Annotated in this window: 8 protein-coding genes and 1 riboswitch; all 8 genes read right to left on the reverse strand. The window is 56.3% G+C overall.

Annotated elements, in window-relative coordinates:
- Positions 1 to 242 precede the first annotated feature (242 nt).
- The 8 genes from QZ170_RS03475 to QZ170_RS03510 all read right to left on the reverse strand — a co-directional run bounded on the left by QZ170_RS03475 (position 243) and on the right by QZ170_RS03510 (position 15,521).
- Positions 243 to 3,131: a M60 family metallopeptidase gene (locus QZ170_RS03475; RefSeq protein WP_297177136.1), complete on the reverse strand. Its 2,889-nt coding sequence runs from the start codon at positions 3,129 to 3,131 to the stop codon at positions 243 to 245.
- A 124-nt stretch (positions 3,132 to 3,255) separates the two neighbouring features.
- On the reverse strand, positions 3,256 to 4,161 hold the full coding sequence (locus QZ170_RS03480) for a DUF4959 domain-containing protein (RefSeq protein ID WP_297177138.1): 906 nt from the start codon (positions 4,159 to 4,161) through the stop codon (positions 3,256 to 3,258).
- An 18-nt stretch (positions 4,162 to 4,179) separates the two neighbouring features.
- Positions 4,180 to 6,084 carry a RagB/SusD family nutrient uptake outer membrane protein gene (locus QZ170_RS03485; RefSeq protein WP_297177141.1) on the reverse strand — a complete coding sequence of 635 codons (1,905 nt, stop codon included), beginning with the start codon at positions 6,082 to 6,084 and terminating at the stop codon, positions 4,180 to 4,182.
- Between the two features lie 35 nt (positions 6,085 to 6,119).
- Positions 6,120 to 9,341, reverse strand: a complete 3,222-nt coding sequence (locus QZ170_RS03490) for a TonB-dependent receptor (RefSeq protein WP_297177144.1) — start codon at positions 9,339 to 9,341, stop codon at positions 6,120 to 6,122.
- A 1,109-nt stretch (positions 9,342 to 10,450) separates the two neighbouring features.
- Entirely contained in the window at positions 10,451 to 11,842 is a 1,392-nt protein-coding gene (gene radA, locus QZ170_RS03495; protein WP_297177147.1) for a DNA repair protein RadA, read from the reverse strand.
- Positions 11,843 to 11,989: 147 nt separating this feature from the next.
- On the reverse strand, positions 11,990 to 14,239 hold the full coding sequence (locus tag QZ170_RS03500) for a family 20 glycosylhydrolase (protein WP_297177150.1): 2,250 nt from the start codon (positions 14,237 to 14,239) through the stop codon (positions 11,990 to 11,992).
- 256 nt (positions 14,240 to 14,495) lie between these two features.
- Positions 14,496 to 14,712: riboswitch (cobalamin riboswitch) on the reverse strand.
- Between the two features lie 112 nt (positions 14,713 to 14,824).
- Complete coding sequence (locus tag QZ170_RS03505) at positions 14,825 to 15,202, reverse strand: RidA family protein (RefSeq protein ID WP_297177153.1); 378 nt, start codon at positions 15,200 to 15,202, stop codon at positions 14,825 to 14,827.
- Between the two features lie 28 nt (positions 15,203 to 15,230).
- Entirely contained in the window at positions 15,231 to 15,521 is a 291-nt protein-coding gene (locus QZ170_RS03510; protein ID WP_297177156.1) for a hypothetical protein, read from the reverse strand.
- Between the last annotated feature and the right edge of the window lie 339 nt (positions 15,522 to 15,860).

Below are 15,860 nucleotides of genomic sequence, written 5' to 3' on the forward strand. Positions count from 1 at the left end.
GGGGTAGGTCTGATAGAGCTAATAGGGATAATAGGGCCAATGGGTCTAATGGGTCTAATAGGGTCTCAGAAAAGGCAACCGCCGAAGGGGGAGGCTCTCAAGCGATCCACGGACACCCCCGGGGTACATCATGTGCGACGCCCCTGCCCTATACGAGATAGGGCAGGGGCGTCATACTACTTACTACACTGTGAGGGCATCGACCCCCGAGGTGGGGAGCCAAGCCTCACGAGGGGCGAAGGCTACTCTGTGGGGACGGCAACACGTGCGTTGCCTGCAGAGACGGCCTTGATGCTGTTACCCTTGACCCAAGAAGAGCCGAGGAAGAAGTGTGCTTCCCCTTCCTTGGGATAGGTAGCGTCGGCGACGAAGATGAGCTTACCCTGAGCGTTGTACACCTCGAAGGCAACGACATTCTTCCACCCGCTGATCTTTATGGACTGGCTGTTGATGCTAGCCTTGCTTCCCTCGATAATGCTTGGCTTATCCTTGTAGAGATAAGCGTTGTTATCGGTGATGTACTCTAGGGCGATGTCCTCCTTGGGTAAGTGGAGGCTAGCGATGCGGTTCTTCACTGCGTTTGCTTCCACCTCGGTGAGGACGAAAGGTTTCTTGCCATAGTCATCAATGATCGTATTCACGGCACGGAAGAAGCCCCATCGCTCGAAGTAGCGGGTGAGGTCTCGCCCGGCCACCTTGGAGACAGCATAGGCAAACTCTGCCTGCTGTAGACCAGGTGTCCCTGGAGAGTCATGCCTGCGGAAGTATTCGTAGAGGTCGGGGTAGAAGCCAGAGACAGCATCCGCATTCAGACGAGGGCTATGACCGAGCACCCTGCCGAAGTAGAGCTCCAGCTGCCAGAAGGGTACGAGCTGCTTGAAGACATCGACCCCCTGCATGACACCATCCTTAGAGTTCGTACTCCCTGCGGAGCAGAATGGTGTCTCCCCGGCGATGATGTGCGAGAAGGCGAGCGAGTAACGGTTGTTGCCATCACCCATACGCTCCTCCTGTAGGCGAGAGGGTTGCTTGAAGACGTAGGTCGTGATGTACTCCGAGGGGATGTTCACCGTACACTCTGTCATCCCATGCCATAGGGCTCCCGGACGGATCTGGTTCATATGCCCGATCTCGTGTGAAGGCCCCCAGGCAGCACCCTGCGACTTGGGGTTACGCATCTTAGCTGGGTCTAGGATAGCCTCTGCCGTGCTGACTACGTAGGCCGTGTGGTACCACGTAGCGTACATATAGGCATGGTACATGACGTGCAGGTACATGCGGTTCCGAGGCTTGCAGTTGTACTTGTAGTAGCCGTGGAGTACCCATTCGTTGCGTACGATGCTGTCGTAGGTATTGGTGATGTCGCGCCCCTCGGGGGTGTAGTTGCGGAAGTTGGCCGTCTCGAAGGTCAGGTGAGCATACTTACCAAGGACGTCGAAGTACTTATCGGAGGCCTTGTTCAGGAGCTCCTTCCAGCGACCAGATAGCTTCGGATTTTGGGAGTCGTAGTAGCCGTTGACGGTACCTGTAGCGAAGTGCATACGTATAGGCTGTAGCGAAGGGAGCTTAGCCTCGTCCATGGTGTGGTACATCACATAGGCAAGCCCTGGGGCACGCATCTTGAGCTTGTTCATCCCCTTGTAGAGCGGGTAGTACTCACCGCCGAAGCCATCACCACCAGGCTTGTCGAGGTTCTGTACACGTAGGCTTAGCCCCTCGAAGCCCCGAGTGTCCTCGACGAAGACGATGAGATCCTCACCCTGCTTGACCGAGATACCTGTGGGGTTATCTAGGAGCGAGTAGGGATTGGTCTTATTGCGAGCAGCGACCACATTGGGGTGGAGGTAGGGCTTGAATTCGGCGACACGGAACTCCTGGTTGTACTTACCCTGCTTGATGAAGAAGGCTAGGTTGCGGAAGAAGGGATCGGTGCACTGAGCGATCTTGGCATCGGTGACGTCGGGACGTAGGGTGGTGCAGAGGTCGTCTGCGAAGAGCGTCTTGTAGTCGAAGCTCTTGCTACTACGCTTGAAGAACATCATCTCGGCACACGAGGCGAAGCCCTGACCGTCTCCTGCTCCACTGCGTACGATGAAGCGGAAGCTCTTGGCCTGTAGGCGACGATCGAAGATGACCCGTGTGGGCTGTGAGCTCCCCCCGAAGTCCTTGGAGACGAGCTTCTCGAAGTTCACGCCATCCTTCGATACCTCGATATCGACCTGCTTGAAGTTCCCATTCTGTCCGCTGGTACGTGGATAGTAGACGAGATAGTCTACCTCTGATACCTCGGCGAAGTGGTAAGTCAGCGTGATGGGGAAGTAGTCCTTGCCCGTATTGGTCCAGTTGGAGTGATAGAGCGTACCCATGTCTCCGTCGAAGGATCTTTCGATCTCACCACCGCTGGGCTGGAAGGAGGAGGCCTGACCGCTGACTACCTTGATCTGCTCGTCATCGGCTAGATTATCCGTGCTACCTGCGACGTAGTCCTTTGCACCGAGCTGTGTGAGGGAGATGAAGGCACGGATGGCCTTGGAGGCATCGGCGACCCCCTTCTGTACGACCTCGATCTTGGCGACACGATTGCTCTCGCCGGTGTGAGGGAGGGCAACATAGGCATGGCTCTCCTTGTGCATAGCCTTGAGCTCGGAGGGTGCCTTGACCCACTCTGGGAGCTTGACCTCGACCTGCGTATTGGTCGTGATGACGAAGTCAATACCGCCCCCAGAGGCGGGTAGGGTGAAGATCTGCTTGTCGATGAGGATCGCTGGGGCTACCCCTAGCTGGCGTACGGTGATGTACTTCTCTCCAGCGGAGGAGCTGATGGTGAGCTTAGCTTGACGGATCTCGGTCTCCTCGTTGGTCTGTACCTCTACGTGGAGGGTCTTACCCCGGGGCTTGGCACTGCACCAGGACTGGTTGCTCTCGACTCGCCAGCCCTGGGGGAGGTCACCCACCTGGATGATCTTGGAGGAGGACTCGCTCTTGAAGTCGATATTCTCGGGGAGGGTCGTCTGGCTACCATTCTCCCCTCTCTTCTTGCCTCTGCCGGGGTCGTCGTCCGCCTTGCAGGAGACGCAGGCCAGGCTGAGGATAGCTGCACAGAGCAGGCTAAAGAGTCTGATGGTCTTCATTCTTCTCGATGATTACGTGTTATAGTTAATCTGTATCGTATGCGAAGGGAGAGAGGTCGGGAGAGGGCTAGGCATGACCTATCCCTCTACCCGACCTCTCAGGAATGTAATCTAACGATCACGACTATTCTTTGGTCGTCTCACCGGTCTCGGGGTCATAGACCTCGGTCTGGTGAGCAAAGACGTGGAGCTCAGCTAGGGCTGCGAAGAGTTGGTTGTTGTAGACCTTCTTGATCTGGAACCAAACGTAGGTGTAAGCCTTGTCGGCGAGCATCACGGGAGAGGTGTAGTCTGCCGCCTGAGCATCTGGTAGACCAGTGAAGGCTCTGAGACGGACGGCCTTGTTGGCCTCGAGGTCAAAGCTACCATTGAAGGCTTCGCTCACGTAGATGTCCATCTCCACAGGGTTGAGTCGGCTATTGTGACGACCCTTCATGAAGAAGTGGAAGGCCTTGACTGCCTTAGGGAGCTTCATCACGATATAGTGAGGCATAGGACGTTTAGCCTTGCTCCAGTTCTCGTGGTAGAAGGTCGTGTTGTTGTTGTCAATCAAGTTTGCCTTGGGGCCTTCTGAAGACTCGGGGTCACTGACGAAGAGGTCATCCGCACCTGCCGCGAGGACGAGCTTCTCGGCAGCTACATCCGTGATCTTGGTGACCTTGGGCAGTGGCTTAGCCTGAGCCGAGATAGTACGGGTAGTCCCCTCAGCGCCCTTCTGTCCTATGGGGCAGATCTTGAACTCGATCTCTCCATAACGAGCGAGTAGACCATCGACACGTAGGGAGTCTGAGTAGACGCTCGCCAGACGCATTGCGGGCTTGTTGGTCGCAGGGTGCGTGTAGGTGACCCGCACGTAGCGGTAGTCTGCACCCTGTGGGATAGCCCACTTCAGTAGGACAGAGCCCGGTCCCGGCTCTGCCGTGAGGGAGGCTTGGTCTAGGTCGGTAGGCTTGGCGCCTAGGTCTTCCTTTTTACAGGAAGACACTAGGACAAGCGAGCCCAGCATGAGGGCCATGAATATCTTGTTCATCTTATCGTCTATGATGGGTTAGTAACCAGGATTGTTGATGAGGTTCCCGTTCCTATTGATGTCGGCGATGGGGATCGGTAGGAGGTAGTTGGCATCGGAGAAGGCACGCTCGAAGACGACTTCCTTCAGCTTCGCAAAGTCCTCGATGCTCGTGGCCTCGATGTCAAGCCCCTTAGCCTTGTGACCGAAGGCATCCTTAGCTAGGAGCCAGCGACGCATATCCCAGAAGTTCTGGTTCTCTAGGTAGAGCTCGATCTGGCGTTCCTGACGTACGATCTGGCGGAGCTTAGCCTGGTCGGGGGTTACCCCAATAGAGCCCCATGCAGCGTCTACAGTGGGGATACCCGCACGGGTACGGATCTTGTCGATGTAGGTCTTAGCCTCAGCTAGGTCGCCCGTCTCGACGCAGGCCTCTGCGTAGGAGAGGTATAGATCCGCAAGGCGTAGCAGTGGCCAGGGATGAGAGATGACGGAGACACCGTTCTTGGCCATGAGCTGGTTGGGGAAGGTACCCTTCTTGTTCAGGTAGCCACTGGGGGTGTAGTTGTTGTTACGTCCCTTTCGCCCTTGGTTCCCGTTCTTGGTGAAGTCTAGGAGTACACGGCCAGCCTCGGGCATGAAGCTAGGAGTGGGGTAGAGGGGGTTGTTGGGCTCCTTGTTAAGGATTTCGAAGTACCCACCCTGGAAGCCGATCCAAGCATAGAAGCGAGGCTCACGCTCGAGGTTGAACTTGATGGTCTTCACACCCTCCTTGGCATGGGCGGCATGAGCAGCGTCTACGGTCACGACCTCTAGTGGATCTAGGCTCTTGGTCTCGGGGTCTTCATTCCAGGGGAGACCGTTCTTGGTGTAGAAGCGGTTGAGCATAGCCCACGTAGGCCCTACCCCGTTGTACCCATATTCGCTACCATCGACACCCTTAGGGGTAGACTTACCCTGGAAGTCATACAGACCGACCCCACGAGAGTCTGCGAAGATCACCTCGGGGTTGGGGCGACCTACCCAGTCTAGGATCGTTAGGCGTAGGCGACGCTCGATGCCATTCTCTGGGTACTTGTTCTCAGCCTTGTACAGGTCATCCTTCATATAGAGGGCATAGCCGGCAGCCTCGGCAGCGTCGATAGCCTGCTTGAGAGCTTCCTTGGCACGTACCCACTTCTGAGGGTCGTAGGTCATAGGCATCAGGTGGTTGCCATTCTTGTCCTTGAGGGACTCGAAGAGGCTTGGCTGTCCTCCGTTGAAGAGGGGCGAAGCGGCATAGAGATAGAGCTTGGCCTTGAAGCCCTTGGCAGCGGTGCTCGTAGCGAGTCCGACACGGCTCTTCACATCGTTGCGCGTAGCAGGTAGGCCAGCGGCGGCTTCGTCGAACTTAGCAGCGATCCAGCTGACACACTCATCGAAGTTCGTACGAGCAGCATAGTCCTCGACCTTAGTGTTCACGTCAGGGAGTTCCTTGACGAGGATGATCGGGCCGTAGCAACGTAGCAGGAGATAGTGGTAGTAGGCCAGCAGGAAGTTGACCTGAGCCTTGTAGTCCGCCTTCTCTGCATCAGAGGTATTGGGGATCTTGTCGATCACTCTATTGAACATGTAGCACTGGCGGATCCCCTGAAAGAAGGTATTCCAGTAGGAGATACCTGGGGTAGAGGCTGTGTACTTTCCCTTAGGGAAGCTGGCGAAGGACTCGTGCTCGAAGGAGGTGATCACCTCATCGCCTGTCAGCAGGTCGAGACTCCCAGACGTCCCCCCAGGATTGGGGAGATAGGCATAGCAGGAGTAGAGGTAGTCGATCCCCTTATTGCGGTCTGAGAAGGTGTCCTTCTCCGTGGGACGTTCGTCAGGGACGATGTCCAGGAAGTTGCAGGAGTTCCCGAGCAGGAGGGTAGCCCCGCACAGGAGGGCTAGCTTATATAGTCTGTTCATCGGATTCTTCTATGATAATATAGCGTGATAGACGGCTACTTGAAGGTGAGCTGTATCCCGAGGTTGAAGGTACGCTGCAGAGGATAGGACATCCCGCGGCCACCACCAAGCTCTGGATCCCATAGCTTGAAGGGGGCGAAGGTCAGGAGGTTCGTCGCGTTTACGTAGATACGAGCTATCTTGTATTGATAGCCTAGCTCTAGATTACGAAGCTTCAGGAAGGAAGCATCGCGTAGCCAGTGTGAGGACCCCTGCTGGTTATTGTTATTGTCGTGTAGCGTTAGACGAGGATAGAGGGCGTTGGGGTTCTGATTGTCCCGGCTCCAGTAGTCTTTAGCTACCCACTGCAGGACGTTGCGCCGAGACTGTGTGCCGAAGGGGTGGAAGCCACTCATCATCAGCGATACATTGGCCTGTCCCTGGAGAGTGAAGTTGAAGTCGAACTGCTTGTACTTCACCGTTGCACCTAGCCCATAGTTGATCTCAGGCACCGTAGGATAGCCCATGGGGACACGGTCGTCGGCATCGATCTTGCCATCGTAGTTACCGTCCTTGTCGGGCTGATCCTTGTACTTGAGGTCCCCTGGAGCGATGGCGATATTATTGAGCGTGCTCTTGGGGCTGTGGTCTATATCTGCTTGGTCGATGTAGTAGCCATCGGAGACGTAGCCCCAGTGGGTGAAGAGACGCTTACCTACGCTACGTAGGGCTGGGCGAAGGTTGGCAGCTTCATCGTACTCGAGGATACGGTTGCGGGCGAAGGTGAAGGTACCACGTGCCTGGACAATCCAGTCCTTGTTGAACTGCTTGTTGTACTCCAGAGCTATATCCAGACCCCAGTTCTTGATCTTAGCTAGGTTGCCATAGATCTTAGCATCAGCCGTACCGAAGTAGTTAGGGATGGTCTGCTTCTGCTGGAAGATGTTGCTACGGATTTCCTGGAAGGCATCCACCGTGAGGCTAAGGGACTTGAAGAGCTGGAGGTCAAAGCCGACGTTGAGCTTCTTCCCGATTTCCCAAGTGATCTGGGGATTAGCATAGCGGGTGAAGCCTGGACCACGACGGTTCTCGTAGGTTCCATCATATCCCGTAGTGAAGTTGGGGCGGTGGTTATTCCCCGAGGTAACGACATCCTCGAGGTAGATGAAGCGCTGTCCTACCGTCTTGTCATTCCCTACGAGCCCATAGTTGGCACGGAACTTTAGGTTGGAGACAACTTTCTCTAGGGGCTTCCAGAAGCTTTCCTTGCTGACATTCCAGCTTACCCCGATCGAGGGGAAGAAGCCCCAGCGGTGTCCCTTGGCAAAGTTTTCAGAGCCGTTGTACCCAGCATTGACTTCTAGGACATAGCGATGAGCGTAGTCATAGGTAGCACGGGCTGCAAACCCCTGACGGCGGTGAGGGAGTGAATAGACGAGGTCGGTACCTGGATTGTTGATGGTAGCCTCATCTTGGTTGTAGAGCGCCATCGCAGACACATTATGGTCACCGAAGCTACGGTCGTAGTTCAGGTAGGTCTGTATATAGAGACGCCTATCTCCCATAGAGCTCCCGTTTGAGCTCAGGATGGGCTTGGTGGGATCTCCTCCGATGGGGGTTAGGTTGTAGTTCCCATTAGCATCCTTCGCTGGGGAGGCGAGCATGTAGCCATTGTAGCCCTGGAAGCGGAAGGCATTACTGAAGCTCCAGTTCTTGAAGGAGATGAGCCCCTTGAAGCTAAGTCCCTTGGTGATGAAGTCGAGCTTCTGAGAGTAATCGATATTGGCGATCACTGTGCTCTCGAAGGTATCCTTATATCCAGCAGCTGCCATAGCCACAGGATTGGTGGGAGAGTAAGACCCGATCTTGGTCCCCCCCCAGCGGTACCAGAGTGCATCTCCCTGTGGGAACATGACGGGGTTCGCTACCGGGTTGGTATCCATGATGGAGTTGAAGACCCCGTTCACTCCCCCAGCACCACTACTGGCTGTGATCGGGCCATGGTAGTCGTTGATTTGAGTGTTCAGGTGTAGGGCGATCGTTGCGCTTGGGGAGAGGTGGAAGTCTACGTTGTTCTGGAACGCATACTTGATGTAGTGGATCTCGTTGCTGTAGGAGAAGAACTCCCTGCTTCGTCCCCGGAGCATCCCCGTCTCATGGCTGACGTTGACGTTCATGAAGTAGGTGATCTTCGACGTACCCCCACGGATGTTCATGTTGGCGCGCTGGTTATAGGTCATGTTCTTGAAGACCTCCTTGTACCAGTCCACGTTAGGATACTGATAGGGATCGGTGCCAGCCAGAGTGTTGCGGATGTAGTCCTCGGAGTAGAGCGCATCACCTGTGCCTTGGTTCCTCACAGCCTCGTTGTACATACGCATGTAGGTCTCGGCACCAGCGACCTTAGGCACGTTAATCGGGGTATTGATATAGTTCTCGATACGTACCCCGATGATGGGGCGCTCTAGGTCTGCCCCACTCTTGGTCTTGATGATCAGGACCCCGTTTGCCCCGCGGGTACCATACATGGCAGAGGCCGTAGCATCCTTCAGGATAGAGAAGCTGTCGATGACCTCAGGGTCTAGGGCATTGAGGTCGGCCTTGGAGATCTGCACCCCGTCGAGGATGATCAGAGGCTCAGCACCATTCATCGTGGCGATACCACGGATGAAGAAGTCGGCGCCATTGCTCCCAGGCTCCCCACTACGCTGGTAGGAGATGACCCCCGCTAGACGTCCAGCGAAAGCGGTGGAGAGGTTGGCAGCAGGCACCTTCAGCTCCATAGGGCGGATGGTCTGGATCGACCCCGTGACGGTCTCCTTCTTCTGTCCCGTACCGAAGGCGGTGACGACGACCTGGTCGAGCATCTTGGAGTCCTCGGCGAGGGAGATGGAGAGGATGTTGGTCTTCCCGACACGTACCTCCTTAGACGTATAGCCCACGGAGGAGATGAGGAGGACGTCGCCAGGATGAGCCTGTATCTCGAAGTTCCCTTCGATGTCGGTCAGGGATCCCGAAGTGGTACCCTTGAGGCGAACTGCAGCCCCGACGATGGGCTCGCCCGTCTTGGAGTCCGTTACGACCCCGATGACCTTGATCTTCTTAGAGCTCTGGTCATTGAGGTTGGTGGAGGCTTCCACCTTGGCTACTTGGGAGGGCTCCGTCGCAGGGCTAGCCGAGAGGAGCGTGGGTAGCGAGAGACCAGCTAGGACACACACGCATACGCTTCGGCGCAGGAGGTGCTTCCTTCGGTGGTCGTCATTGTAGTGTATTCCCATAAAATACGTAAGTTGTATTACATGATTATGTTACGCATGTAGATCATTATTGCTGCTGGGGGTGGTGGTACGCCATGCTCGCCGAGCATACACCCTCATGTCTGGGGAGATGCCGGATAGAGGAGGTTGAGTTACCTACTTTAGAGTGTTGATGTTGTCCCTATACTAAGATGTGTAGAAATAAACTCTTGTGGTTTGCTTATCGGGCGTTCCACATGGCAAAGTTATATAAAAACTTATACTATAAAATACCTTGCGATAGAGGTGGATATACTAAAATTCTTTATTAGAAAAATACTGTTTACTATACGCTATTCCTCAGGTGATCTACCCCCTAATTCACCTCCTTTCCCTTGTCTCGTGAAAAGAATTGTGTATACCTCAATCTCAAGGTTTAGGTATTTTTTGCGTGCATTGTGTGCCTTCCTCTCCCCTTTTCGAGACATGAGGTAGCGAAATGTACCATCTTTGGGTCAGAGCTGGTGAAAATGTGCGCTCAGGGGCAGGGCGGAAGAGCCTGAGGAGCATAGACCCGGGGCGGAAGTGTCGGTCCTCTATCCGTGGGCTTACCCCGTGTCTCCCCACTTCCTAGATGGGGTAGTGTACACGCGTGTACACTACAGTATACACGTGTGTATACCACAGTGTACCCACGTGTACACAACCTCGCTCTAAGTATATCCCCCGTAGGGCTCTCGTGGATACTTTGTCCGGGGGACTAACGTCTAGGTATCCGAGAGGTTAGGCTAGGGCACCCTAAAGGTTAGGAATAGGCCATCCCCGCCATTAGGGATAGCGTATTCTTGCGGTTAGGAAGTTGGGGATCCAGCGGTTGGGGGTAGGGGCTCTGTTGGTTGGAGGTAGGGGCTCTGTTGGTTAGGGATAGGGTGTTCCACAGGTGAGAGGCGGGACATCCCTGCGATTAGAGGTAGGGTATTCCCTCGGGTAAGAAATCATCCTGCCAAACGACCCGAGAGGGGGTGGCAGGGAAAAGAGATCATACGGTAGAGATAATCTCCGGGTAAGAGGAAGGGGCTGACCACGCTCTGACGTGATCAGCCCCTCGTAGCCTCGCCCCCCGTGCCTCTGAGGGGTGGGGGGAGACGCTCCTATTGTCCGGAGCGGAAGAGTAGACGGAAGGCCTCCTCGACGGTCTTCACTCCGACGAGGCGGATCTTACGCTCCTTGTCCTCTTTGCCTCCTGCGAGTCCCGAGAGGTTGGCCTCGGGTAGGAGCATAGCTCGACAGCCGATACGCTCGGCCTCCATGATGCGCTGCTCGATGCGACTCACGGGACGTACTTCGCCGGAGAGCCCTACCTCACCCGTGAGGCAGATCCCCTCCGGGAGGGCTAGGTCTAGGCTCGAGGAGAGGACGGCCGAGATCACGGCTAGGTCGGAGGCTGGGTCATTGAGGCGGATCCCCCCAGCGATGTTGAGGAAGACGTCCTTCTGGATCAGCTTGAAGCCCGCGCGCTTCTCTAGCACTGCCAGTAGCATATTCATTCGCCGAGTGTCGTAGCCCGTGGCGGAGCGTTGGGGGGTGGCATAGACCGCAGAGCTCACCAGCGCCTGTGTCTCGATGAGGAAGGGGCGCACGCCCTCCATCGCCGCAGCGATAGCGACGCCACTTAGCTGTAGCCCTGTGTGACTCATCAGGTGTTCGGAGGGGTTCTCCACGGGGCGTAGCCCACTCTGTCGCATCTCATAGATACCGAGCTCGGCGGTACTGCCGAAGCGGTTCTTCTGTCCTCTCAGGATACGATACATATAGTGCTTATCGCCCTCGAACTGTAGGACGACGTCCACCGTATGCTCTAGGATCTTAGGCCCTGCGATGCTTCCCTCCTTGTTGATGTGTCCGATCAGGATCACAGGGACGTTCTCGCTCTTGCAGTACTTCAGTAGGGCACCTGCACACTCTCGTATCTGTGAGACGCTCCCAGCCGAGGAGTCGGAGAGCTCGGTCTGTATCGTCTGTATGGAGTCGATGACGACGAGCTCTGGGCGCACGTCTAGTGCGGTGTGTAGGATCTTCTCTAGGTTCGTCTCCGCATAGATCAGACACTCCTCGTTCGTCCTACCGAGGCGGTCTGCACGCATCTTTAGCTGGGAGAGGCTCTCCTCCCCCGAGACGTAGAGGGTGCGGTAGGGTATGCTGAGGACGGTCTGTAGGATCAGGGTGGACTTCCCGATACCGGGTTCACCACCGAGTAGGATGAAGGATCCCTCGACGAGTCCCCCGCCCAGCACGCGGTTCAGCTCGGGGTCTCTGAGGTCGAGGCGTACCTCCTGTCTCTGCTCGATGTCCTGTAGGCGTACGGGGCGGGAGCTGGTGGTGATGGAGGCGGCGGTGAAGGTGGAGCTCGCCTCCTTCTTCCCTACGACGATCTCTTCCTCCTCGATGCTGTTCCACACACCACACTGCGAGCAGAAGCCCTGCCACTTAGGGTACTGGGCACCGCACTCGGTGCAGTGATAGATGGTCTTTTTCTTTGCCATGAGCTACTTAATCTTTCCTACAAAGGTAGCTAGAGTCCGCGGTACCCCTACCTCCCCCACAAGTGAGAGGGCTGACTCCCCCATGGGTTCATTAACCATGGGGAGCCAGCCCTCCTATATATTGTAGGCTTAGCTTAGGGGCTAGAGCTACCAGATCACGATCTCGTCGGTGAAGATGAAGTGCCCAGCAGCACGGTCGTTCGCTGCTCGTAGGCGGACGTAGCGTGCTCGCTCCTTCATCGGGAAGCTAAAGGTCTCGAAGACGGGCTTGTACTCCTCCTCGCTCGTCTGGGTCGTACGCTTGCCTACACTGCGGTAGTTCACTCCGTCCTCGCTCAGGAGGATCTCTACCTCACCGGGCATATAAACCCACTGGATGCGCTCCTGCATGAAGCGGGCGAAGATATGGTGCAGCTCTGTGACAGCCCCGAGGTCGATCGTCACATCCAGAGGCTTCGTGAAGCCCTGCCACTTGCCGTCTAGGTAGGTGGGAGTGCCACGTACTCCATCGAGTAGGGCTCGCTCACCGCCTGCGGGGTACTTGTCGTTCCAGCGGTGCTCGTTGTAGGTGATCTGCTTGCCGATCCCCTTGTGGTAGTCTGCTCGGTAGTGGACGCTAGGCAGGTCAAGGGGCTTACCCTCTTGGAAGAGCTTAGCGACCAGCAGCACAGAGTCGGTGCAGATGATCGGACGACCCTCATAGCGGGGAGAGGATAGGGTAGGCTCAGTGCCGTCCGTCGTGTAGTGGATGTCGGCCTTGGGACGCTCGGCAGAGAGACTTAGGGAGATCTGTCGCCCGATGCTATCCACCTGCATATCTACGGCGATACGACGTAGGGGATAGGCATTGATCCCTCGCTTCTGTAGGCGGGGGAGATGCTGATTGACACGGGCGAGGAAGTCTGGGTAGCTCCTCACACTCTGAGGGCTCCAGGTAAGCTCTGCCAGCGCGAGGATACGGGGGAAGAGCATGTACTCTGCATGCCGCTCGTCGAGTACGTACTCCGTCCAGAGGTTCGCCTGTGCCCCGAGGATGTGCTTGCGTTCGTTCTCCTTGAGTACCGCAGGGACGGGGTTGTAGGCGTAGACCTTCTCCAGCGTGGTGAAGCCTCCGTTAGCCCGAGGCTCGCCGTCGGACTCTCTCTGGTAGAAGTCCAGGTACACGTGGCTCCCAGGGGTCATGATGACGTCATGCCCAGACTGAGCCGCAGCGATACCGCCCTCCTCTCCACGCCAGCTCATCACGGTGGCATCGGGGGCTAGTCCGCCCATCAGGATCTCATCCCAACCGATGAGCTTGCGCCCCTTGCTGTTGAGGTACTTCTCTACACGGCGGATCATGTAGCTCTGTAGCTCGTGCTCGTCCTTGAGTCCCTCCTGCTCCATACGTCGGCGGCAGTCGGGGCAGCTCCCCCAGTGGTTCATCGCTGCCTCATCGCCCCCGATATGGATGTAGCGAGAGGGGAAGAGCTCCATCACCTCGCTGAGGATATCCTCTACGAAGCGAAAGGTCTGCTCCTTGCCGATACACAGATCCGTGCTCTCGAAGTCCCAGCGTCCCCGACAGCTCAGCTCGGGGTAGGCGGCGAAGATCTCGTTGCTATGCCCGGGCATCTCGATCTCGGGGATCACGGTGATGCCTAGTCGGGTAGCGTGCTCTACGACCTGACGGATCTCCGCCCGGGTGTAGTAGCCACCATAGGCACCGGGGGTACCCTCGTCTACGAACTTGCGGTCCTTCTGCCAGAAGGAGTCCCAGTCGTTGGTCATGCGGTAGGCCGCTTTCTTGGTCAATAGGGGGTACTTCGTACTGGGGAAGCGCCAGCCTCCTCCATCGACCAGATGCCAGTGGAAGCGGTTGAGCTTGTAGCGAGCCATCTCGTCGAGGAGACGTAGGATCATATCGCTACGCATGAAGTGGCGGGAGACGTCCAGCATCACCCCTCGGTAGGCAAAGCGTGCCGAGTCTGTGATCGTCAGCTGGGGGAGGCGATCGCCATACTGCTCTACGAGCTGTAGTAGGGTCTGTACCCCCTGCTGTAGCCCTGTCTGATCTCGCCCAGAGAGGGTGATCCCCCCCGAGCCGATCTCTAGACGATAGCCCTCCCGCCCAGCGATCCGAGGGTCGATGAGAGTGCGTAGTCGTCTACTCCCCTGCGAGCTCACCGTGACCCTACGACCCGTCAGTCGCTCTAGTCCTGTGCGCAGAGACTCGGGGGCATTACGTCGCAGGACGAGGGCCTTGGGCAGGGTGTAGCTCCCCTCAGCCCGCACGACGGAGGCTGGGTGGGGGATGATCTGTAGGCTGTCGGTGGGGGCTGCCTGTACACTCTCGGCCGAGAGTCCCAGGAGCAGTAGCGCTAGGGCGGTGTGCCAGTGCACACGGGATAGCTTCATAAGTGTCACGTCTCTATATATTGTATATATGATGATGTCTCTAGGACAAAGATAGCCCAAAGGGTGGGGATACAACGAATAAGCCTCAGGTGAGTCGCCCTGACAGTAGGGGTGATCCCCTATCATCTGGACGCTACCTGAGGCATATCCACTAAATTACTACGGCAAGCCGAAGATCCTCTTGATTTAAAAGAGCGGACTCCTCTTTGGGGAATGAATTCCAAGTGTGGGGTACCCACACCTGTAGCTTTCCTCGAAGCATTTAGAAGAGCATTGCAGGTCTTCTGACTTGCATACCTTGTCTACCGTCGCATCACCTTCCCAAGGACACAGAACCCTCAGTGGTGGCTGATCGCTCAGCTCATCGTGGTAGCAGTATGATATGCTCACAGCAGCGGGACTGTCCGAGACTTGCACTCGGTTCCCTTTTAAGCCCTCCCGCCCCGAGATACACACAGATTTTATTCTCAGGACTTCGGGCACAACGCTCGGAGCAAAGTTAGTAAAATACTATGAATACTCACGTATCTCACCGTGGGTACTCCTTTGCCCCGTCCGCTCGCTCTCGAGGGGAGGCTCTTCGGGCTAACCCTTGATAGCGATGATCTCGATCTCTACCAGCCCACCCTTCGGGAGCGTCTTGACGGCTACGGCTGAGCGTGCGGGGAAGGAGCCCGTGAACTGACGTTCGTAGACGGCGTTCATGGCAGCGAAGTCCCCCATGTCAGCTAGGAAGCACGTCGTCTTGACGACGTCGTCGATGCTGAGGCCAGCGGCCTCGAGGATCGCATGGATATTGCGAAAGGACTGCTCCGTCTGTGCCGTCACCCCCTCGGGGAAGGTGCCGGTGGCGGGATCGATACCTAGCTGCCCAGAGGCATAGAGGGTGTCGCCGACGAGGATCGCCTGGCTGTAGGGGCCGATGGCGGCGGGAGCGTTGGGGGTGGAGATGATCTGTTTCATTGTCGTTGGATAGATTAAATTAAGATGTCTACAAAGATAGGCTACTCAGCGCAAAGTGCATAGCCAGCGTGATGATCATTGTGTAGAGGGCTACCCAGGGGAGGACGGCACGGGAGGATAGTCCATAGGTGTGGCAGGATAAGCAAGAGAGAAGTGCAGCGAGCACCTCGAGCGTGAGGATGGCCAGTCCGTGCGCTAGGAAGCCCTGTCGCCCCATGAAGAGGTGTATCGTCAGCTCGACGCTGACAGAGAGTAGAGCTACCAGGAGCGCTGTGAGGAGATAGACGGCCCTGCGTACAATACTTGCCTTGTAGGACATAATGAACAGATGAGTTGGGTGGCTAGCGCTGTCCCCACACTAGGGTAGACTGAGCGCTCTAGTCACGAGGGTGTGTATGTACCAATTCTCCGTCACCCGTCTCCTAGGACCCCTCTCTAGGATAAAGCTAAGGATCATCACAAAGATAAACTTTTTTTCTTCCACGCAAAATCCATGGGTTCGCCCCCCCGAGGCTGACGTATGAAATCACTATCGTGCGAGGGCAAGGTCGTCAAGGGAGTATACGCCGAAGATAGAAGTATCTATGTCTTAGGCTAGATATGCCCAGCGAATACCTCCTACCTAGGAGGGATGAGTATACACGTGTGTACACAACTG

It is taken from the genome of uncultured Porphyromonas sp. (assembly GCF_905372525.1).
In the GTDB taxonomy this organism is placed as follows: domain Bacteria; phylum Bacteroidota; class Bacteroidia; order Bacteroidales; family Porphyromonadaceae; genus Porphyromonas.